The sequence below is a fragment of the Cronbergia sp. UHCC 0137 genome (genome assembly GCF_034932285.1).
GTDB lineage: Bacteria > Cyanobacteriota > Cyanobacteriia > Cyanobacteriales > Nostocaceae > Cronbergia.
This window is the reverse complement of sequence record NZ_JAYGHC010000073.1, coordinates 1-22,962: the sequence shown is the minus strand read 5'-3', so window position 1 is coordinate 22,962 and position 22,962 is coordinate 1. Positions and strand designations below refer to the sequence as shown.

Genomic DNA, 22,962 nt, shown 5'->3' with positions numbered 1-22,962 from the left:
ATCATGTAGGGATTATCGGCTCTACATCTAAGATTCATATTTCAACTAAGCAACGCTTAAAATTAATACTTGACATCAGAGTAAAGAGAAGATCAACGCAAAATTTATCAATAGCGATCCTTTTATTCCTTGTAAAGTAGCCTCACTTTTAGTTTGTTGTTTACTAATAATTGATAGAAACTGAGGAGAAATCATAACTTGTTCTGTTGCTGCTCCACTAAATATAAATGTATAACCTACAGGATGTTGCTTTGGATAATCGCTATATTGTTCAGCAACATTAAAAGTATTAATATTTATCTTGATTTTCCTACCTTTAGAAATCCTTTTTTTTGTTTCAGCGATCGCACTCTGACGTTTAGCAGGTGGATTAAATGCTTTAGCTATAATAAAAGCAAACTGAGCGCGAGTAATCTGAGCATCAGGATTTAAGCTGGGAGTGGGAAAACCATTAAAGATTCCTCTAGCAGCTAAGGCTTGAATATAAACAGTAGCCCAATGATTTTGAAAATTACTATTAGAGGTAGAACTATTATGAATTGATTTTATATCACGTATTGTTATTGTACCTTTTTTGTTTGAGAGACTAAATCGCGTGGATAGTTGCTTTAGTGTGCAAGAAATTGAATCTTTCTTTACCATTGTTGGGCAAGTTAGTAAATCGCAAAATCGTTTTCTGCAATATTTGTTTACAACGTATCCCAAATTGCAGGTATCCTGGCTGTAGCACATATAAAGAATAGTTCATAATCAGCAATCGCTTTACTATACTAGAAAATAAACTGGAAATAAAATAATTCTGTATGCACTTGCAAAATTTGTCTAATTTAGCTGGAGTCTGGCTAATTCAAAATCGGGTGTTATTCGTCGCCCAAACTCCTACCCCAACTCCCAATCCATCACCAGTACCTGATATTGAATTGCTCAAAAGCCAAATCCAGTTTTTACAAGATGCTAATACACGTTTGAATAATAGTTTTGGTAGTTTTGTTGGTGCAATTAATGTTTCGTTTGTGGTACTGGCATTAATTTTAGGAGTAGCTGGAGCTATCAGTGTTTACCTGTTTAATCAAAGTCTCAAAGAAGCACGTCAGCTAATACGTCAGGAAGTTGAACGACGACTACAAACATCAGTCAGCGAAATCGTGGGACAACAAGTTAGTAATCTTCAACAAATTTTAGAGAGAGAAAAAGTAGTTGGAGGAATATCTATTGATTATGTCATTCCACAACAGCAGCCACTCATACCAGATGATTATCCAGAAGAATATCAACTATTGGCACAACGGGGGTTTCAATCTGCACGAATTGTAGACGCAGCCAAACGCATTAAACTTTCTGGCGACGTTGTAATTCTAGACTTGGTAAATTATCAATTTGTTGCAGATGCAGAGAGGAATACTTTAGGAGAAAAAGAAATCATTGAATTAGTAGAAAAAAGAGTAGAAGAACAACTTCAAAAAGTTCTTAATGTACTACCCAATAAAGCTGTTTTAGTAGTTTATATTCGCCCTGGTAGGCAAAGAATTGATGCTATTGATCGACTATCACAAAAAGTTAAATACTATGCTTCAGCAAATACCCCTGTAAATTTAATCGGTACTGTGGTTGATTCAGCTTATGTAGCTGATGCTTGGAAGAAATTTTAACTAATTCTTGGTAATTTCCCCTTCGCCTGTCTAGTAGAGTAGTTTATCAAGAAACACCAAATAAATGTACATTGCCCTCTATTTCGTTTAAGTCTTGAAGAAAATGGGCGCGGATATGATTTGAACGAGGTGATTTTCCTCCCATAAATAAGCAAACAATTTCTTGACAATCTACTTCTATTTCTTGGCTGGGGATATTAATTCGCTTAATGCTTGCCCATGAACAATGAGGATTTTTATCGGCTGCATTTCCTCCAATATCTGGATTACGTTTATAATTTGGCTCGTAAATCAGGTGCATACCTTCTCCACGAGTTTCTTCCGCATCGGTTTCTAGCCATTCAAAATCATTCTCATCAATGGGATTACCTTCACAACCAGGAACAATATAAACAGCGCAAGTACGGGGTGAAAACACCTCAGCCTCCAATGACTGATTGGCATTAATGTTGATTCTCTCAGCCCACCGCGATCGCACAGCAGTCAACCAATTATCATAGTTAGAAGTCCAAGTTTCTGGCTTAGGTGGCAGTCTGTAAACTTGTATCTCTCGATTTTTAGTCTTTGGATTAGTAACTTGGTGCTTAATAATTAAATGACTTCCTCTTGTGGCAGCATAGCCATTATTCATATAGAAAATATGTAATGGTCGTCGCCAACCTCTACCAACACCGCCTGTACTAACTGCAAATCGGATAATTGGTAAAATAATTTTGTTGAGAATTTCGCTTGGTGCAGTAACTTGTAATTTCCCCTCCCAAACATAAAAGTAGGGTTGGTTACTTGAGCGATCGCCCCAAATCTCTTCCCCCGGAATCATACAGATTTGTACACAACCTTTGTGGGTATCTGGTTCTATAGTTCCCATGAGTTCCCACAATGTTTTTTCTGCGTCATTTCTTGACATTACACCCAATAAAAATCGCAATATCCAAGAACGTAACCAACCACGCCAATGGGAAGGGCGAAAATCTTGTTGTTCTCGATCAGCACCAGCACAACCTTGGCTGTAGAGTTTAAATTCAAAAATTTTAGTAGTGGAACCATCTTCAGTTTGGTGCAATTGTGCTGATGGTTGAAAACTGCTAGGTGCTTTAATCTGTCCATATCCCGCAGATGTACGACTACCAACTCCATGAGAGCTAAGTGCTTGCTGTACCCATTCCCAAACTGTTTGTACATCTTGAGGACTAGCTTTACCAAGAATCCCTCGAATTGCTACTGTCACTGGAATAGTATCCTCACCATCTCCCAAAGTGTAAATTGAAAGTGGCGTACCTTGCCCCTCATGATAGACTTGGAAGTTTTGCTGTGGGTTAACTATATCTAAAACAAGTTTGGTTGCTGTTTCAGTCCAAGCATCTAAAAATTCAATTTTGCCTTCTTTAATGACATTTCCTTGTTGACATCCCAGTAAATTCAACATTTGCTTACGAATGCTGGGGCGTTTCATTGCCCATGCACGCACAATTCCCCGAATTGAAGAACCAGGAATATAGCCATTCAAGGGAAGTTTTGGCATTTGAGCCAAGTTTTTATCTAATTCGCGTTTATCTTCTGGTCGTCCATTAGAAACATACCAAGCACCACAAGGTTCTCCCGCAGAAACCATTGTTTCTACATCGGGATGAGGAAATGAACCTACTTTACTTCTCCATTGCAGAGTAAAAATCCCTTTTTTAAATAAATTCGATATTCCTCGGCGTTGATGTTGTTTTTCTAATAAATTAACCAGTTGAGGTGCAGTGTACATAACTTCAGTTAAGGGTTAAAAGTTAAAAGTTAAATTATGCAGAATAAGCTCTTGCCCAAAAATTCCAATGGTTAGATAAAATCATGGACTTGCGCCAAGTTGCCATATATTTTGCTGGTTCTTCTTTTGCCATTTGGACAATTATCTCGCGCAGTTCCTCTTCAGAAGGTGGTGTTTCTGAATTGATCAGTTGACCAAGCAGCGATTTCCATACGGGAAGAATACGCGATCGCACTATTCCTCCTTGAGCATTTGTTTGGTTGACATAGGCAGCGGCCGAGAGTAACCCAAACACCCGCAAATGCTGAGATAGCCTTAAAATCGCGTTTAACTCTTCTTTGCTAATTACAGGGTTGGGGCTGGTTTCAAGATATTTTTGAATATGTTGATGAGCCGTTAGACTCATTTGCTCTGGCTGAACCATGACTATGCCCCCACTTGGATAAGTTGATTTGTTTTTGGTACAGGTAAAGTATTATTTGTGACCCATCCCTGTACCCATCCTCGCCCGACATTAGCCTGTCCTCCGATTTGAAATAAGCCAGTCAAAACATCCATCAAACAATCATGTTCATCTTTCGCCACAGGATTAGTTTTGTTTAATTTATAACCCCAAGGGTAGTAAAGAATAGTATCTCTGGGAATACAAACATCCGTCCAAAATATTTCTGCACCACCTTCAGAATCATCTTCATTATCGTCAGATTTGTTAATTTTGTTGCGAATTTGTGTCCAGAGCGAATGCTCCATCAAAGTTTGAAAATCACTATCAGGAAGGACAATCCGGTTGTTATTCCACGTTGACTGAACTGCATTACCGAGCGATCGCTGCCAATTTCCAGCTAGTGCGATCGCTTGTTTTTGTTCGTTCGTGAGTCCAGAAACTTGCAATTGAGCATCAGCAACGTAATAACTACCTGCCTGAGTTCCTACAGGATGATTAGGCAAATCACTAATTGCTAATCCAGATAGTAGTGCATGATCGCGGATTAGTGAATGACAGCTTACCCAGGTAAATACATTACGATTACCCATTGCCATTGTTCGCATTGGTATCCATAATAAACGAGCATCCCCAAACCAAACTTGATGAACTCCCATTTGTCCATCGGCACTTAATTCTTTACCAAATAGTTTATCTGCGGTAGCTGGATCAATAGAGTTTACATCCCAACGCAAACTACCTCTAAGGGAAGAACCGGGAATGTAAGGAAAATCCGTGTGTACTTCGCGGACAATATCTAAGATATTTCCTAAATCACCTTCACCACCACAATGAATTGGTGCAAGTGCATAAAGATATCCAGTACGAAAATCACTCATTGATTAAATTCCTTCTTCCCCATAAAAGTTTTCCATAATTAAGCTGTCTAAAAGTCTGTAACCAATTTACATCCCCATTGGGTAAAAGTTGCCGATTTGTTGATACTGAGTCATTAAATAAATATACTGTCCCCGGCGGTACAAATGCTCTTTGCGGTAATAAAGCAGATTCCTCCCTTGTTTTATTGCTGTCTATATCTTTACGCAATGTGGAGACACCACCCCATAGTAAAGCTTTATCGGTAGCGCAGCCTTTTAGTTCTGACTTCCAAGTTTGGGGATAGGCTCTGTAACTTGTTTCCTCAAATAGTCCTAGTCCGGGTGTCAGGAGATAGGCAAAGTTTCTCCGAACTATCTGGTCTACCAAGCCTCTTGTTAGTTCCCCTTCAATCAAATTATCAAGTTGTTTTTGCAAAATAGCACTTGGCTCCAGGTGCGATACTAAAGCCCGATGTCCCTCACCTCCTAACCGAACAATACTCTCACTTGGTAAAATATCACCACTCAAAGCCGCAACAAAACACCATCCATCTTCAAGGCGGACTGCAACTTCGGTAAAGTAGCCATCAGCATCTTTAACCTGTCGCTTGTCAAGTTGCATTTGGATATGAGGTAACACTTGTCTCTTCCAAGGATTGTGGTGAAAGTCTTTTTGATCCCAACTATTGCTAGGTTTTTCAGACTCTTGTTGATCACAATTAATGTTACTTTTCTGACCTGTCAGATAACCGAACAGTGCTTCAGCTTTTATCCAAGGTTTGGGCGGGCTAATATTACCATCCCATTTTTTATTAAGAACTAATGGGGCGATTTCTTCTTGATCAAATGCTAAATGCTTCCATGGTTCTTCATCTTTAGGAATGGGTTCTAAGTTTAGAATTTCACTCCAATTATCACTCTTAGTTTTGCGGTCTTCTCCTGGGGGATATAGACAAACTAAATCTTTGGGTGTGGGTAGCCATAAAGTCTGCTGACTGTCTAATAAAAATGGTCCGAGAAAGCTTAGATTGCGCTGGGTACGGTTTTCATGATTGGTGTGTGGTAGGAGCGATCGCATTGCCTGAAATACTGTAATTGGCATCGGTGGAAATAAGCCTTTTGCCCATGAACCATCACCAGGGCTAAAGGGTTTGCAATCTCGAAATAGGAGTAAATCTAAAGGAGTAATCTTATACCACTGCATATATTATTTTTCACCCCATTGTAACCGTTCTACCCGCTTATCAATCCAAAAAGCGGTAAATCTCAAAATTTTACCTAAATCTTCTGGTGTAGTACCAATTAGTTCAAGATTATTTTGTGAGGCTGATTTTACCCAATCTTCCCATTTATCTAACCATTTTTCAATTTTGGCAAATGTCGGCTCAAGTTGTTTGCTGCGATCGCGACTGTCCATGATGACTTTAGCTGCTTTAGAGAATAAATAGTAATTATCAGTAATGGCAGCGCGACGAGGAAGTTCTTCGGCTAACCTATACAGTAAGGGACTGAGTTTTTCTTTGTATGTTTCATATTCCTTGACCCATTCCCACCATGTTTCTAGTAACTCACCCTTCATGAGTGCTTCTAATTGATTCCCACCACCGTAAATTACACGGAAGCAAACACCATCTTTACCAGGGATTTTTTTTGCCCTTTCTCCTTCTGCTTCCCATAAGCTTTCTAGAACAGTGGGGAGAGGAACGCTTTTATGAGCAATTATCACTCCCGCACTCATAGTTGCGTCCTTTCCCATTGTGAAGTGAGGACGTTTGGGTAATCCTTTTACCTTGTCAGTAGGATGCCAATAGCCAGTAACTTTGTTTTCTGTATCATTGCGAGAATTAGTAAATTCTTGATGTGGATCTTCGCCACCACACCATGCAGCACGTAATGATAAGAGATATTCTGGTAAGTCTTCCAAAGGTAAAACCACTTTCACATCATCACCACCACTGTAAATGACACGACCACAGAAGCGTTTTTCAGTTAAATAGGGGACGAGGCGGTTAGAAAAGTCTAATAAAGCGCGGTTAAGACCCACATGGGTTGCTGGTCCCATACGTTTAGCTGTTTCCTGAAGAAACTGATTAAATAAATGATCGTCAAAATTGTCACGAGTTTTATCAATAGCATCTTCTTCAACATAGGACTTATATTTTTTCAGCTTTTCTCCAGAAACGTAACTGCCCATACCATCACCATCAGCTAGAATAATTACCCACCAATCTGCGGGACTGCTGTCACCAAAACCTGTTTCGCGGTGTACTTGGTTAACTATGTTTCTGAGAGTATGAACTTCTGCACCTTGTAAACCCATATCATCAGCTAACCATTTACTGGAGAACATGACACCGTTATAATTATTTCTGAACCGATTTAGAGGATTAATCTGACTATCTGTTTTTGGAACTTGAAAGGAACGAAACCTAGTTAAGAATCGAAAAAACCGCTGGTATTTTGGTAACTTTAATTTAATTTTCTGGTTAAGATTCTCCCAGTATTTACTAGCTAATTCTGGATGGTCATGTACAAATCTGGCTGATGCAATGGAAGTTAAGTTAGGAAACCTTAGTAATCGTTCGTAAATAACTTGATTTTCTCTGATAACTTCAAATTTCTGTTTTTCTTCTGAATGATGAGATTTAATTTTTTTGACAATCTCTTTGACATCAATTCCTAATTCTTCTGCAACTCCCCCATAAACCCACGCCATTCGCTTGGTGAGTTCCAAAGCATTCAACTTTTCAGAACCATTAAATAATCCTGGAAATGCTTTAGATATTAGTAACCAAAATAGACGCATTGAACTAGTATGAGTCCCGGCTCCTTCTGCAAATTTGGTATAGTTGAACCGGGGGTGAACAGCACTAAATTGTCCCGATATAGTTGAGCGTTCCCCTGGTGCGGTGGGGATTTGCCAATTACGAGTATTTTTGACTGCGATTAGACATATCCGCAATCTTTGTTGTAGGCTTCCCCACCAAGTCCCCACATTCAGAGTGTTATAAACATTTGCTTCAGCTTCGGAAGGTAAATCTATCAATGCGTGGGCGATTTCTTGCTGAACTTTAATCCAATTTTCATCAAAAATACTATTTTCTTTATCTTTAATTAGTGGTAAGTCTGGACTTCCTAAAGGAACCGCAGCCCAGTAAGGTTCCCAGGTATGCTTGAGTTGTTCATTCCAGAGTTTATTCCACTCCCAACAGCTTTCGTGTTGAATAAGTCTCAATTCATGTCTATAGGGTTCTAGAAATTCATCTGATAATTTAGTTAAATCACCAAAAGCTTCTTCTAATATTTCATCTATATTTGTAGATTGCTTTTTTAAATATGCAATTACCTTCTCTCTGATACAAAGTTGCACTTTTTCGCCTATTTTTACCCATTCTTCGGTTAGTTTTAGTTTTAGTTCTGTTCCCAATTTCTGTGCTGCCTCTTTCCCAGGAACCAACACTGTAATTATATTAGGAAATCCAGATGTACTTAAACTAGTAGATGTTTTATCTGTAAATCGTCCCACTGGGGCTTTTTTATCTTCTTGGAGATGTTCAAAATCAGATATAAAATCTGGATACTCTTGAACAATCAACGCATCAATTATTTCTTGACTCCATAGGGAAGGTACAATCACAGCATCCGGCCCTAGTTCTTGGGAAATATGCCAGCATAACCGACTGCTGAGATAGTGTAGTAGATATGAACCTGCCCAAAAATCAAGGAATTTCCGCGAGGATTTGATAAATTCCTGTACTGGCGAGAAGGAAAATATTAATAAATAAGGTGTTTTTGAGCCTCCTTCTTCCCACTCTTCAGGAAACATTGCACCTGTCAACGCTGATACCGTACTTTGGTGGCTATGTAGTGGACAGTCGGGGATGACTGTATGTGCAGGAAATAACAAGGCATCAGGTTGTGTAGCTGCTAATATTTCTGGATAAAATCTCCAAAACCACCAGAAAACTATTTTGGGATCGAGTTCATTTTTTATTCGGCTAATATTTGGTGTGTCACTTGGCGGCTGTAAGGTTGTAACTTGCTGTTTTTGCCCACTTATCGGATGCCGCACAGTAACTTGTGGTGGGTTTTTGCTGCGTTCTAGATGAAATAGATTAACGCGGTCTGAGGCAGAGGCGATATCTTGGGCTTGTTTACCTATTTCTACATTGCTGTTGACTCCATTCCACCAAGTTTTTAAATCCTCATGGTGATTTTTCAGACATTCTAATTGAGATAATACACCATCTCCCCAATCAGCAAATTCAGGTGCTTGTAGTAGTGCATATAACTTACGTTGATAAAAATTCATTTGGCGTTAATTTTTAATCTATAAAAAAATATTACTCTAACTTAGCAATCACTATTCTCAAATGATGTTTAAATCAAATTATCTTTACATAAATACACGTAGTTATATCTAAATGTTTCCACATACCAATACTATTGGAACAACCAGAGCCTATTATGAGATACAGTTCTTCATCACCAAGCCTGTAGGGTTTATCCGCCCTTCATTGTATTGAATTTAACCGAGAAACGCTGTAAGTGATGAAGAGCCAAAAAAATCCCCAGTTATAATTTTTAACTGGAGATTTAGCACGTCTAGCGTGAGTTAAATGCCAATGTTTCCATTAGTTCGACTTCTTGTAAAGTCAAGCAATTCAGGTTTGGGAATTAAATTTCACCACAAACTTGACATTATTCGCTTGTCTTTGCAGCACTTGTAGGTAAGCAGTTGCATCATTGTAACAACGAAATCTCGCTACTACTACGCAATCTTGACTAGGGAAATTACGAACTATGCACCACGGATGTAACTGCTCAAAATAGGTCATAATAACCTCTTACAATTGCTGAAAATTGCCTGAATAATGTCTTTTGAATTGCCTAAAATCACATTAGTTTAGGAGATATATACCAAAACAGGTCTACATGATATTGACAGATGAATACTTTTGTGTATGTAAAATACTATCAACAATCAAAGCGCAATAAGCTTTGTATATGCTCAGGAATCTCCTCGTAATGTTCCAGCAAAAAATCCATAAATCCTAGATGAAGTAAATCATTAGGTGTTGGGTAACGCCGATTACGTCCATTTCTAAACCAGCCCCTAACAGTAGAATCAGAACGAGAACATATCAGGGCTATTTGCTCATAGCTAACTGCCCATTTAGAGTAAAATTGCTGTGGTGTCATGCCAAATTCCCAATGGCTATACATTGAAATTAGCCGTAATTCTCGCATTTGTAATGGACGAGGGTTAGGCATAGGAATAAGTTAAAAAGTAAAAGGTAAAAAGAAAGAGACAGAAGTAGGAAGAAACGTCTATATAACTAAACCCCGTCTAAGAGGATGAATGAACAAGTCTACTGTTGTATCAAGATCCCCCCTATCCACCCTTAAAAAGGGGAGAACCGGAATCAAAGTCCTCCTTTTTAAGGAGGATTTAGGAGGATCTAACGTTTTTAATACATCACCCACCACTGTTTAAACATCCTCTAAGTTGTAAACTATAGTTTTCGCCATAGAAAAAACTCAAGTTTTCAAAATGAATGGGGTATATCAAAATTTCTCCAGATGATTATCTTTTGACTTTTATCTTTTTACTTGATTAGTGTGAATCTAAGTGTGTGACTACAATTGTGTGTTCCTCCGAAAAATGCCAATAGAATCTTTTCGCCATTGATGCAGAAGAACTCCAGATATCACTGCTTTTGGTTTGATAACGATGGGTTCTTAAACTGCGATAGGATGAACCAGATTCTGATAAAATTTGAAAAGCCTTATGATATTGCTTACGGTCTTGATGAGCTAATGCGTCAAGTTGTTTTTGAGCTTTGGAAGTAAAAATGAGACGGAATTTGATATTCATTCTTTACGTGAATATCTAACTAGACTCAAGCGCAGATATAGTCACGCAGTAGGAAATAGTAGGTCAAAAGTGTTTGATTCATCACTTTCTACCTTCGATTTTCGACTTCATTCATCACTTAAATTTGGTCACGCAGCAGGAGGAGATCGCTCTTTTTGCCAAGCAGTCATTTTGGTATATTAATCTTAGTAAATACTGTGTAAAACTTGTAGCGACTAAACAATAAATGCCGCATCATCAACAACAAACTCAGGTTGCATTCCTACAACTGCTATTTTGCAACGAGTGTGGGCAGACATGGGATAGAATCTTACTTGGTCTTCGCCTTTATTGACAAGTCGAGTCAGGTATTTAGATAGACTTGTATATTGCTTCTCATCTAATACACACTCAAAAACAGATTTTTGCACCCGTAAACCGTAGGCTTCTAAGAGTTTTGCTACCTTGTTGCGGCGGGTATCGCTAACAATGTCGTAGCATACTAAATAAAACATCACTACTTCACCAACGCTAACGGTACTTGCACTGGTGCAACAGCATCAGCAATGTCAAAATATGCAGGATGATGTTTAAATGCAAGAGGTCGGTAATATTCCACATCGCCTAGCAAACACGCGATATATTCACGCACTTGTAAATCCATACACTGGCGATAGCTAACTTCTCCGGCATGAGGATGTATCACAAAAGTTCTTAATTGTGCTTCCCAATGTTGGAGAAAACGTTGCAGGATAGTTCGTGACTGGCTTTTTCCGTTACCATTAGTATGAGAAAAATTTCGGACAAAATTTAGTACGCAGTCATCAACAATTGGCGCACGAAATTCTGCGGACAAATCCCATGCTAAAGGCAATTCATGATCTGAGTTACGAGATAAAATTGCGTAATTGGGATGAAGTCCTACACTGTCAAGCAGGGTGTAAATGTATTGGTTTAGCAATTGATAACCCAAATTCAAAAATCCATTGATGGGCTTTTGGTTAATGTGCGAACATACGTTGTAGAAACTGAGAATGGAAGTAACAGCACTTTCGTAGACTTTATCGGCTTCTTCACTGTATTCACGCAATTCGTTCAGGGATGTTGCTGTCGGTAAATTATCTATCAATAGCGTCAGATAATTTAAGGCGCGTTGGATTATATAGTTGGCATGATGATGAGTCCAACTTTGCAGAAATCTATGCTGATTATGCAATTTTGCCCAAATCATACTTTCTGCTGTCGCACGCTTTAATTCTCTATCACGTATACGCTGGCGTTGACAGGTTAGATATTTATATTGTCGTTGTGATGTGTTTTCTAATCTACCAATAATTTCGCCAAATGGAGTTATGTACAAGACGGGAATTTGATAATCAACTACAACTTTAATGATTTCTTTTGGTAGGGTAATGTTACCAAAAAGAATGATTTGGCTGACGTTGCTTATCCGAAGACTTACACATTGTTTTTGTTGATGGAACACCTTTAAATAATGGTGTTGGATTTGAAGGTTTGCATCTTGTTCGGTGATATAAATTGTGGACATGGTTAGAATTAAGTAAAAGGTTAAGAAGTAAAAAGTTGAAGGATGGTGGGATATTCTTGTTTTTTGTTGGCTTTACTTTTTACTTAATTACATACTCTCAGATGAATATATAACCTAATATATAATTCAAATTCATTTGTATATAAGTTTGTATATAAGTTTTATTCTGCATCTAACTTGAATAATTAATAATTTAATAATTTACGCTAAAAAATATCCCCGACTTCTCAAAGAAGTCGGGGATCTAGGGTTCATGGCTTGTATTCTTTAATTCAACTTCCAAAGAAATTTCAAGGTTTACGCAGACCGATTCTTCCGCATCTGGTTTCCATAGTTTCCATTAATTCCACTTCCGAAGAAGTTAAAAGACGTGGTTACAAGCATATTGACAAATATTTTAGTTCGGTTTCCATTAGTTCAACTTTCTAAGAAGTTAAAAGGCAGAAATCACCGCCGTTAATTTAGGACATTAGCAAGTTTCCATTAGTTCAACTTTCTAAGAAGTTAAAAGTTAAATCGCTCAACAGTTGACATTTTCAAAAACAAGTTTCCATTAGTTCAACTTTCTAAGAAGTTAAAAGAAGAAGCAGCAGAAAAAGCTGCAAATCGTATGATTACAGTTTCCATTAGTTCAACTTTCTAAGAAGTTAAAAGAGGAGTTTATGCCTCCTGAGTCACTTGAAAGGTGTAGTTTCCATTAGTTCAACTTTCTAAGAAGTTAAAAGATAATTTTTATCCTGGTGCTAATATTAGCACCAAAGTTTCCATTAGTTCAACTTTCTAAGAAGTTAAAAGCTGGAATGCAATAACCAAAAATTGGGACAGGGATGAGGTTTCCATTAGTTCAACTTTCTAAGAAGTTAAAAGTAAAGTTTGGGTAACCCGAACATGGAAAGAGCAAAAGTTTCCATTAGTTCAACTTTCTAAGAAGTTAAAAGTTTTACTTTTAGTTTTGGAGATTGATTGTTATGTCTAGTTTCCATTAGTTCAACTTTCTAAGAAGTTAAAAGAAGTTGTCAAACAATCTGCTTCTGTTCCATTTTTAGGGTTTCCATTAGTTCAACTTTCTAAGAAGTTAAAAGTGTTTTCACTTCTTATCAAGAAAAAGAACAACAACAAGTTTCCATTAGTTCAACTTTCTAAGAAGTTAAAAGCTAACAGGCGTAATCAACGAGACAACTACATCAGATAGGTTTCCATTAGTTCAACTTTCTAAGAAGTTAAAAGATGATCCCCGTGAGTAAGCTAACAAGTTGGGGGAATGGTTTCCATTAGTTCAACTTTCTAAGAAGTTAAAAGGTTATTGCAACTTAATAATATTCCTGACAAGCAACTGCTGGTTTCCATTAGTTCAACTTTCTAAGAAGTTAAAAGTCGTTCAAACGGAGGAAGCTGAGGAAACTCAGGAAGGTTTCCATTAGTTCAACTTTCTAAGAAGTTAAAAGAACAGGGTTTGTGCAAAAATTCAATGGGTATAATAAAACGTTTCCATTAGTTCAACTTTCTAAGAAGTTAAAAGTTATAGGGTAGTTGCAAACTTAGAAGACACAGGTCTTGTTTCCATTAGTTCAACTTTCTAAGAAGTTAAAAGCCTCGGTCTGTATTCCTGAAGAACCAGAACCAGTCTTGTTTCCATTAGTTCAACTTTCTAAGAAGTTAAAAGGTTTTATTTTGACATAGATGAGAATGAAGGAACTGACGAGTTTCCATTAGTTCAACTTTCTAAGAAGTTAAAAGCTGAAACTGTTTCTGACGAAATAAAGGAAAACCTAAAGTTTCCATTAGTTCAACTTTCTAAGAAGTTAAAAGCTTATTGCATCAGGTTTGGTTTCGCTTTTTGTGTGGTTCAAGTTTCCATTAGTTCAACTTTCTAAGAAGTTAAAAGCTTTGATTCTGCTATAATCATTCCTCAAGAAAGTTTGGTTGTTTCCATTAGTTCAACTTTCTAAGAAGTTAAAAGAAATTCTTGCTTATTACGTTGCAAGAGTTTGTCTTTTGTTTCCATTAGTTCAACTTTCTAAGAAGTTAAAAGAGTTACATTTAATTTCACGCCTACTGGAGCAAACTTGTTTCCATTAGTTCAACTTTCTAAGAAGTTAAAAGGTAGTTTTTTTATAATTAACTGCATGAAAGATGCTTAGTTTCCATTAGTTCAACTTTCTAAGAAGTTAAAAGACTCCAGAACGGTGTGAATTATTAACCCCCAGCGAAAGTTTCCATTAGTTCAACTTTCTAAGAAGTTAAAAGGGCTAGGCTATGAAAGCCTTACCTGGTGGAAATCCTACAGCAGATTTTCGGGGCTTGTCAAATTTATTCAAAATCAAGAGCCTAAATTGAGAATAACCCTGGATAGAAAAGACTGAAACCATTACTGTGTAACCCTGCCGGGGCTGCCAACGAAAGAATCAGGGTTTGGGGCTTTGGGCTTCAGCCCCGAAACAAGTCAAAAGATAAGTTTTATTTATCCCAAATCATCGGACGATACACCTCAACCTCACCCATTAAACAAGCAATATATTCTCGCACCTGTAACTCGATACAACGGCGATAAGGCAATTTACAATCCGTATGAGGATGAGTTACTTCTGTTTGTAGCTTTTCCTCCCAATGCTTGAGAAACTTTTTGAGTGCATGAGGTTGAAAATACACTCCATTACGTTCATCTGGTGAGGTAAAATCGTCAATTGTAAACAGGTTTCGATTTACTAGATATATTACCAGAGAATCAACAACCAAAGCCCGAAACTCTTCCATTAAATCAGATACTAAAGCTGGATGATTATCACGGGGTACGTGCAAGTTTCCAAAGTGAGTATGTAAACCTACCGCCTGAATTAACGAATGCACATTTTGACTTAATAATGTGTATCCCAAACTCAACATACTATTAATCGGATCAGTAGGAGGTCGTTTTGTCCGCTTCTCAAATGTAAATTTTCCTGTCACCAACGAACCCAAAGCTTGAAAATATGTTGTTGCAGCTATCCCCTCATAACCACGCAACATATTCACATCTTCAGAAAATGGTAATTTATCCATAAACAATTCTATTTGAGCAATGGCTTGAGTAGCCTTTTCAGATTTCACTCGTCGGTTTAATCGCATCAACATAATTCTTGAATTATGCAATTTTGCTCGTACTATAGCCTCTGCTTGCTTCTTGGTAAATTCAGAACTTTGTGAACACTCTACTTGACGCGCTAAATATTCAACTTTTGCCATTCCTTCAGTCTGTAACCTACCAAAATATCTGCCCTTCTGTGACAAATACATGATTGGAATCCGTCGGTGTAGTGCAACACTCACCGCACCATGAGAAACATTACAACAACCAAATAACACAATATTTGTCACTCGCATAACAGGAATTTTAATTCTTAATTCCTGTTGATAATAAACCTGGAACTGTTGATTTTTGGCACTTAAATAAGCACCTTGATCCGTGATATATAATGTAGTCATAGATTCCTGCCAAAGATGAGATATGGGGGCGCGGGGAAAACTTACGGGCTTGCTGATATCACAAGCCTTTGGTGGACGAGAAACAAATTTTAATGGTCGTTCCTTGGGACGAAAATAAGGCGTACCCGAAGCATTAGCTAACCATTCTCCTTCCAGCTTGGGTTCTGGTGGTGGTGGCGCATAAACCTTCCCATTAGCAAAGCGATAGCCCAAAAATTTCAGTTCTTCATTGGGTGCAAAAATCTGTGTTTTTTCAGGTTGCAAAGTGAGATAAAGTTCTCCCAACCAAGCTATGATTTTATCGAGGATACGGTTAGCTTCCTTCCAACTACTACAAGCAACCGCAAAATCATCTCCATACCTGACTAAATTAATTCCATTACTCAGGCATTTCCTATCAAAAACCGTCAAATATAAATTAGCTAATGCACCAGAAATTATCCCACCTTGCAACACACCTTTACCAAAATTAATGTGTTTGCCAGCAATAATAATTCCAGCTTTTAATTGCTGTTCCAGTAACTGCAATATTCTACTTTCCAACTGCAAAGCTTCTAAATTAGTTAAGAGCAAAGCCCAACATAAATTATCAAAAAACTGAGCAATATCAGCTTTGATAATCCAAGTAGGACGATACTGATAGTAAGAAAACAATTGTTGTACAGCTTGTTGAATATTTCGCCCTGGACGATAAGCATAGCTACAATCAACAAGTGTTTCTTCAAGAGGGAAATACAACTCCTCTAAAATCAGACGTTGCACAATTCTATCTTGCACAGTTGCAATACCAACTAAACGCTTACCTCCAGTTTTTTTAGTTAAATAAAATCCTTTAGCGGGGCTAGGATGATAAGATTCTTGTTGTAATTGACGCAACAGAATAGTTAACTGTTCATCAACTGATGCTGCGAACAAATCAACACTAATTCCATCTACACCAGCACTGCGACTTCCCACACGAACTTGACTCCAAGCGAAATACAGTTGTTCGATGGTAAACATGATTAAGTCAAAAGTTAAAAGGCAAAAGAATCAAGTAAAAAGCTAAAAGGCAAAAGAACAACAGAAAACCTTTGATTGCGGATTGCGGGTGGGATAGCCACTAAAAGAAGGAATTGTACCGAGATACGTAATTCAATCAAAAGTCAAAAAATAGTGACTTCATATTTCTTTTCACTTTTTACTTTTTACTTGTTCTGACTTAATTTTCACTACCAGCTATATAAGCACCTGTATAAGTTTCTGTTTAAGGTATATAAGTTTGTATATAATTTATGTAAAAAATCTTTTACCTTTCTCTCATCATGGCGAAACGGACACTGGTAGCATCATTAAAAGGTATTGAAAAAGCTAAGTATGCCCTGATACGTAAAAACTGGACTCAACAAACTTTGGCTAATGATGTCCATGTAGCTTCTTGGGCAACTATTAGTAAATTTTTTAACGGTGTAGCTATTAGTTATCATATCTTCATCGAAATCTGCACCATGCTGGAATTAGATTGGCAAGATATTGCCATATCATCTAATCTGGATATCACAACAGTACAACACCAAGAACAGCCACTTACAGCCCTTGCAGAAATTTGGCAGCAACTGCAATCATTGGGTTCTCCTACTGAAAAAATGGGTTTGGTGTTAGTTAAAGAAGAAATATTAGCTTGGAGTTGGCAGACTAATAGTATATATGAAAAGTCTGTATCTATAGGTAGTCATATTCGTTTTGAAATTAATCTAGAAAGTTCAGGATATTTATTACTTATACAAAAAGATACTTCTGGGAAAATTTACTGTTTTTGTCCTTCGTGTTTTGCACCACAAGCACAATTGAATCAGGGTAAAACAGTTTTACCACAAGAAGATGCACCTATGAAGTCTTTTAAGATTGAAGGTGAACCAGGTAAAGAAATAATTTTTGCAGTAATTACAGAAGAAATACCTAATTTAAATTGGTTGCCTCAAGAAAATGATGAACCATTGGAATTAACAGAAAACCATCTCAGTCAATTATTCAGTTTTATCAGCAATGATAAAGACTGTAGAGTTATGTATACAGAATATGAGGTAAAGTAAAAAACACATTATGGAACAAATTATTAACCAATTAATTCAACTTAATTTAAAAGTCGTAGAACTAGCTGGACAGGGTGATTTAAAACAAGCTATGACTATTGCTCAACAAGTTGTAAATATAGGTGTAAATCAGCAGTTAACAGAGAATCCTGCATATTGTGACAGCTTGAATAACCTAGCAGAATTACATCGGATTCAAGGACATTACTTGGAAGCAAAGCCTTTATACTTACAAGCTTTAAATATTAGAAAAAAACTTTTTGGTGATGAACATCCTGATGTAGCTCAATCTTTAAATAATTTGGCAGCACTTTATCATGCTCAAGGTAACTATCCAGCAGCAGCAGAACTATTTTTAGAAGCTTTAGAATTGTGGAAAATATGTTTTGGAGAAGAAGATTTTGAAGTTGCTACTACTTTAAACAATCTAGCGGAAATTTATCGAGAACAAGGACAATATTTAAAAGCTGAACAAGTGCATTTAGAAGCCTTAACTATGCGAAGGAGTTTATTTGGTAATGAACATCCTGATATTGCTCAATCTTTAACTAACTTAGCGGCTCTTTATACATCAACAGGACGCTATTCTAATGCAGAACAAATGCACTTGGAAGCGTTGGCAATGAAAACTCGATTGTTTGGAGAAGGACATCTTGATATTGCTTCCAGTCTAAATAATTTAGGAAAAGTATACGATGCCCAAGGACGTTATTTAGAAGCTAAAAGCAAGTTTTTAGAAGCCTTAGAAATATGTCAAATAAATCTGGGTGAGGAACATCCATATATAGCATCTATCTTAAGTAATATTGCCGAAGTTTATCAAGAACAAGGATCTTACCTAGATGCAGAGAAAAAGTATTTAGATGTCTTGTCAATGAGAAAGCGTCTGCTAAGTGAAGAACATTCTGATATTGCCAATACTTTGGATCATTTAGGAGAAGTTTATCTAATTCAAGGCAACTATTTAGTAGCTGAACAGAAGTATTTAGAAGCTTATGATCTGAGAAAGCGTTTGTTTAGTTGGGAACACCCTGATATTGCTGAGAGTTTAAGTAATCTGGCAGTAGTTTTTACATATCAAGGACGTTATATGGAGGCAAAGGAACAATATTCACAAGCATTACCAATGCTGGAGAGATCATTAGGAAAAAAACATCAGTCGATTGCTAATCTTTTAAATAATATGGCAGGACTTGATGAAGCACAAGGAGATTATTCTGAAGCAGAACAAAAATATCTCAAAGCTTTAGAAATCCAAAAAAATCTCTTAGGTAATGAGCATCCAGTTATTGCTGATACTTTAAACCAGATAGCAGCACTTTACCGCATACAAGGACGATACTCGGAATCAGAACAATTGCATCTAGAGGGTTTGGCAATGAGAAAACGCTTATTAGGAGAGCATCACCCCTTTGTTGCAACTAATCTCAATAATTTGGCAGTATTATATGATGATTTGTATCAATATGATCAGTCAGAGTCATTACTTTTAGAAGCTTTGAAAATTATTAAAAATGTGTTTGGACATAAACACCCACACGTAGCTAGTAGCATGAATAATTTAGCTGTTATTTATGACTTTCAAGGACGTTATCAAGAAGCTGAAAAACTACATTTAGAAACATTAAAACTCAGGAAATTATTATTAGGTGAAGAACACATACAAATTGCTAATAGTTTAAATAATTTGGGAGAATTGTACTTTTCTTTGGGACGCTACCAAGAAGCAGAACAGAAGTATTTAGAAACCTTGGCAATGAGAAAGCGTTTGTTAGGAGAGGAACATCCTGATGTAGCATTTAGTTTAAATAATTTGGCTACTCTATTAGCTGCTACTAATCGTCCTGATGAATCTTTGTTATGTCGTATCCAAGGTAGTAAAATTAACAACAAGATGATTCGGAATATATTTGCGTTTAGTTCTGAAAGCGATCGCCTGGCCTTCTTGAAAAAAATCAGAAACGATTTTGATCTCTTTCTCTCTCTAGTCAACAAACACCTATTTAATTTAGATAGTGCAAAACTTGCAGCATTCGATTTTGTCTTACAACGTAAAGCTTTAACTGCATCGGCCTTGGCATCTCAAAACGCAGCACTCTACAGTGGACGTTATCCGCAATTACAGGCACAGTTGCATCATTTGCGTGATTTAAACACCCAACTTATACACTTAACTTTTTCTGTTCCCCAAGCTGGAGCTACGGAAGTACATAAGTTTTCAAATTACAGAGAAAGTTTAGCACAATTACAATCTCAATACAATTATTTACAAAAACAACTAGCGTTGCAAGTGCCAGAAATTCAGTTGTTTGAGTCAAATTTTGATCGTCAGGCGAACTGTGCTTCACAGCAGCGCTTCGCGATCGCCAAAGCATTACCTATTGATTCAATTTTAGTCGAGTTTGTGCGCTTCGATGTATTTGATTTTGCAGCAATCCAGGCACAGGGGGAAACACAATGGCATCCGCCTCGATACTTAGCCTTTGTTTTCAGAAGCGGGCAACCAGATACCATAAAAATGGTAGATTTAGGAGCAGCAGAAACCATTGATTCACTAATTCAGGTATTGCGCTTACAAGCATCCGACTATACCGAACCCACATTAGCTTGGAGTAAAAATAGTCAGATACCAAAGCTACAAATTAAACCATATAATTCCACACCTGCTATTAAACTTAGTCAAGCACTTTTCCACCCCATTCGTGACTTAGTGAAAGATTGCAGACATCTAATTATTGCACCTGATAGTAATTTAAACTTAGTACCATTTCAAATCTTGCCTTTTGGTACTACAGGGTCACGTCTATTAATGGATGAGTATATCATCAGTTATCTTAGTGTGGGGAGAGAAATTCTCCGTAGCAAAGTTAAGCCACCAACAGGTTCCATTTCTGCACCATTAATTATTGCCGATCCTGATTTTGATTTAACAGCAGATTTAACAGTAGATGCAAATACAGATAGAAATACTAGCGATATACCTAGACAACCAATACCAGAATTACTTACTACTCTCATCACAAAAGGCTTGTCCCGCGCTCCTGGAACGAGGTTTTTAGGAGAAAGTGTGGCAAAAAAACTCCCAAATGCCAAACTATACTTAGGCGCAGAGGCACTAGAAACCCGCCTGACAAGTAGCAAGTGTCCCAGTATTATGCTAATTGCGACTCATGGCTTATTCCAAAGCAATTCTGAGTCACAACCAGTTACCAAGAAAGGTAACTTATTAAGTATGGAACATCTGCGAAAAATTAAAGTAGAAAATCCCATGTTGCGTTCTGGGTTGGCGTTAGCTGGTGCTAATACTTGGTTATCTGGTGGTAAGCTCCCAAAAGATGCAGGTAAAGGCTTTGTGTTTGCTCAAGATATTGCTAGTTTAGATTTGTGGGCAAATGAATTGACGGTTCTTTCTGCTTGCGATACGGCTAGAGGAGATATTCAGATTGGCGAAGGTGTGTTTGGATTACGTCGCGCTTTTGCAGTGGCAGGTTCAAAAACCTTAGTTATGAGCCTGTGGCCAGTTCCTGACAAAGCTACGGCTCTGCTAATGGAGCGTTTCTTTGATAACTTGCAGTCTGGCATGGATCGGGCTGAGGCTCTACATTCTGCTCAGAATTATATACGCAACATTACTGTTAAAGAATTACGAAAATCTGCTTTAGGTTTGGAAGTATTAAAAACATTATTAGATGTAAGAGAATTAACCGTAGATAGCAAAATTAGTTGTCAAGAATATGACACCCCTCTAGAGCATCCTTTTTATTGGGGAGCTTGGATTTGTCAGGGAGAAACAGATCAGTTGGTGATTTAGTACAATATGGGATGCTCCTCAATAATTTCGTTTTATTTTAACACTTTTAAGGAATTATGAATTTTATATACTGTAGGCAAAATTTTAGTGTTCTTCGCATTATGAAAAGTATTTATACTGACGGTTCTATTTGCAGAAACATAACCTATGGTAGAAATGATATTTATTTCACCATTTGTTGACAAAATTCTGTAACCGTCTCGATTATTAATTCTGATGTTTTCAACTTTTAAAATACCTGTTACAAGTTCATTGGTACTGGTATAATATTTTAATCTATCTTTTAAAGACGCTGGTTCAATAGCAATATCTGTTTTGATAAAGCCATAAGGCCAAAATTCTGTAAACTTAGGTTGCTTATTAGTCACATATACATAATTATCATCAGCTTTGAAAAATAGCCATTTTGATGGGTAGCTTATGGAAATGGTTCTATTTAAAGTATAGGTTTTGAATTGAGAACGGATGTTTTGTTTAGTATTATTTATGTTGTTTGCTGCTATGGTTTTAGATATGTTAATAGTCTGATAAACTATTGGTGTTAATACCAATGTGCTGATTAATATTATGTTGGTGAGTTTCTGAAGTTTCATGTTATTTATCCTTTGACATTATTGAAATTTGTTTCAAAATTAGTACCATAACCATAACATCTGCTCAAAGTCTTTAATGCCGTCCATGATTCGGTAATATTTGGGATTGCCTTGAAATAACCAATATACTGATTATTTTTTGTGGTTTTTCCTCAAGGATTTGATGGTGTAGAAGGGGCGATCACTCTTATTTATCCGTGAAGTAAGCGATCGCTCTTATCCTTTTTTCCCTCAAGAACGGAATCCGGTAGAACGCCTGATACTGTATTTGCTGAATTAATGGCATGGTCATTACCTCTGATTGATGATTGATGCTGTTAGTGGTTCTGGTTTCCCTTGAGAATGGGGAGCGATCGCCTAATATCCCATCCTTTAATTTCCCTCAAGAACGAAATTTGGTAGAACCCCTGAAACTGTATTGACGTTAAGGGGGCGATCGCATTTAACTTTTAAATTGAAATTGACGATTAAAGTTTTTAATTACTTCGCATTAAATTAAATTGTTTTTCAGCAAAGTCTCCAGTGAAAGATATCATCTCTTTACCTATATCCTTTTTATAAATCCATATTCCATCTATCGAATCATCGTCCCGCCCTCTGAATCATTCTGACTGGATTCCAATGTAAATCATAATTTACTAACACCCCGGCATCTTGGAGGTTTTGACCTTCTGAAAGCACGTCTGTACAAATGAGAATATCAATTTGGTTTTCTAGTAGCGTGGCTAATTCTTCAGGACTTTTGGCATTGGCTTTAGGTGAAAAATGCTTGACTGTTTCTTCTCGCTGTTTAGCAGGACTGTCTCCAGTTAAAATTCTAATCACTTCCTTTAGACAGATATTAACGCTTGGATATTGATAAATAAGTCATTTTTAGGGGAAATTAAACACTGTAACTGCCAGGTGCTGTTGGC

17 protein-coding genes and 1 CRISPR repeat array are annotated in these 22,962 nt (G+C 37.2%); of the genes, 3 read left to right on the top strand and 14 right to left on the bottom strand.

What is annotated here, in order from left to right:
* Positions 1-75: 75 nt before the first annotated feature.
* Positions 76-642, bottom strand: coding sequence for an S-layer homology domain-containing protein (locus VB711_RS24170; protein WP_323288957.1), 567 nt, complete (start codon positions 640-642; stop codon positions 76-78).
* Positions 643-803: 161 nt separating this feature from the next.
* On the opposite strand from VB711_RS24170, the gene VB711_RS24165 reads away from it, so the two are divergent.
* Positions 804-1,649 carry a hypothetical protein gene (locus VB711_RS24165; RefSeq protein WP_323288956.1) on the top strand — a complete coding sequence of 282 codons (846 nt, stop codon included), beginning with the start codon at positions 804-806 and terminating at the stop codon, positions 1,647-1,649.
* A 46-nt stretch (positions 1,650-1,695) separates the two neighbouring features.
* On the opposite strand, the gene VB711_RS24160 is transcribed toward VB711_RS24165, so the two are convergent.
* From VB711_RS24160 to cas1 (VB711_RS24110), 11 genes are all read right to left on the bottom strand, one after another.
* Positions 1,696-3,402 carry an RAMP superfamily CRISPR-associated protein gene (locus VB711_RS24160; RefSeq protein ID WP_323288955.1) on the bottom strand — a complete coding sequence of 569 codons (1,707 nt, stop codon included), beginning with the start codon at positions 3,400-3,402 and terminating at the stop codon, positions 1,696-1,698.
* Between the two features lie 34 nt (positions 3,403-3,436).
* A complete protein-coding gene (locus VB711_RS24155; protein WP_323288954.1) occupies positions 3,437-3,826 on the bottom strand; it encodes a hypothetical protein in 390 nt (129 codons plus the stop codon).
* A 2-nt stretch (positions 3,827-3,828) separates the two neighbouring features.
* Positions 3,829-4,725 carry an RAMP superfamily CRISPR-associated protein gene (locus tag VB711_RS24150; protein WP_323288952.1) on the bottom strand — a complete coding sequence of 299 codons (897 nt, stop codon included), beginning with the start codon at positions 4,723-4,725 and terminating at the stop codon, positions 3,829-3,831.
* A complete protein-coding gene (locus VB711_RS24145) occupies positions 4,718-5,908 on the bottom strand; it encodes a type III-B CRISPR module-associated Cmr3 family protein (protein ID WP_323288950.1) in 1,191 nt (396 codons plus the stop codon). Before VB711_RS24145 ends, VB711_RS24150 begins: the two co-directional genes overlap by 8 nt.
* A gap of 3 nt (positions 5,909-5,911) precedes the next feature.
* The gene (locus tag VB711_RS24140) at positions 5,912-9,016 is read right to left on the bottom strand and encodes a type III-B CRISPR-associated protein Cas10/Cmr2 (protein WP_323288949.1); all 3,105 of its coding nucleotides are present in this window, start codon (positions 9,014-9,016) and stop codon (positions 5,912-5,914) included.
* Between the two features lie 352 nt (positions 9,017-9,368).
* On the bottom strand, positions 9,369-9,542 hold the full coding sequence (locus VB711_RS24135) for a hypothetical protein (RefSeq protein ID WP_323288948.1): 174 nt from the start codon (positions 9,540-9,542) through the stop codon (positions 9,369-9,371).
* A 139-nt stretch (positions 9,543-9,681) separates the two neighbouring features.
* Entirely contained in the window at positions 9,682-9,978 is a 297-nt protein-coding gene (locus VB711_RS24130; RefSeq protein ID WP_323288947.1) for a hypothetical protein, read from the bottom strand.
* Positions 9,979-10,321: 343 nt separating this feature from the next.
* Positions 10,322-10,582: a hypothetical protein gene (locus VB711_RS24125; protein WP_323288946.1), complete on the bottom strand. Its 261-nt coding sequence runs from the start codon at positions 10,580-10,582 to the stop codon at positions 10,322-10,324.
* A gap of 215 nt (positions 10,583-10,797) precedes the next feature.
* Positions 10,798-11,076, bottom strand: coding sequence for a CRISPR-associated endonuclease Cas2 (cas2, locus tag VB711_RS24120; protein ID WP_323288945.1), 279 nt, complete (start codon positions 11,074-11,076; stop codon positions 10,798-10,800).
* Positions 11,077-11,078: 2 nt separating this feature from the next.
* A complete protein-coding gene (cas1, locus tag VB711_RS24115) occupies positions 11,079-12,110 on the bottom strand; it encodes a CRISPR-associated endonuclease Cas1 (protein WP_323288944.1) in 1,032 nt (343 codons plus the stop codon).
* Positions 12,111-12,443: 333 nt separating this feature from the next.
* A CRISPR array of direct repeats spans positions 12,444-14,357; the repeat unit is 35 nt; unit sequence GTTTCCATTAGTTCAACTTTCTAAGAAGTTAAAAG.
* A 210-nt stretch (positions 14,358-14,567) separates the two neighbouring features.
* Entirely contained in the window at positions 14,568-16,574 is a 2,007-nt protein-coding gene (gene cas1, locus VB711_RS24110) for a CRISPR-associated endonuclease Cas1 (RefSeq protein WP_323288943.1), read from the bottom strand.
* Positions 16,575-16,876: 302 nt separating this feature from the next.
* Between cas1 (VB711_RS24110) and VB711_RS24105 the strand changes: the two genes are divergently transcribed.
* Together VB711_RS24105 and VB711_RS24100 are read left to right on the top strand one after the other, a co-directional pair.
* Entirely contained in the window at positions 16,877-17,644 is a 768-nt protein-coding gene (locus tag VB711_RS24105) for a DUF4384 domain-containing protein (RefSeq protein WP_323288942.1), read from the top strand.
* 10 nt (positions 17,645-17,654) lie between these two features.
* The gene (locus VB711_RS24100) at positions 17,655-21,455 is read left to right on the top strand and encodes a CHAT domain-containing tetratricopeptide repeat protein (RefSeq protein WP_323288941.1); all 3,801 of its coding nucleotides are present in this window, start codon (positions 17,655-17,657) and stop codon (positions 21,453-21,455) included.
* A gap of 32 nt (positions 21,456-21,487) precedes the next feature.
* On the opposite strand, the gene VB711_RS24095 is transcribed toward VB711_RS24100, so the two are convergent.
* Positions 21,488-22,048 carry a hypothetical protein gene (locus VB711_RS24095; protein ID WP_323288939.1) on the bottom strand — a complete coding sequence of 187 codons (561 nt, stop codon included), beginning with the start codon at positions 22,046-22,048 and terminating at the stop codon, positions 21,488-21,490.
* A 582-nt stretch (positions 22,049-22,630) separates the two neighbouring features.
* On the bottom strand, positions 22,631-22,873 hold the full coding sequence (locus VB711_RS24090) for a C-terminal helicase domain-containing protein (RefSeq protein ID WP_323288938.1): 243 nt from the start codon (positions 22,871-22,873) through the stop codon (positions 22,631-22,633).
* Positions 22,874-22,962: the final 89 nt, after the last annotated feature.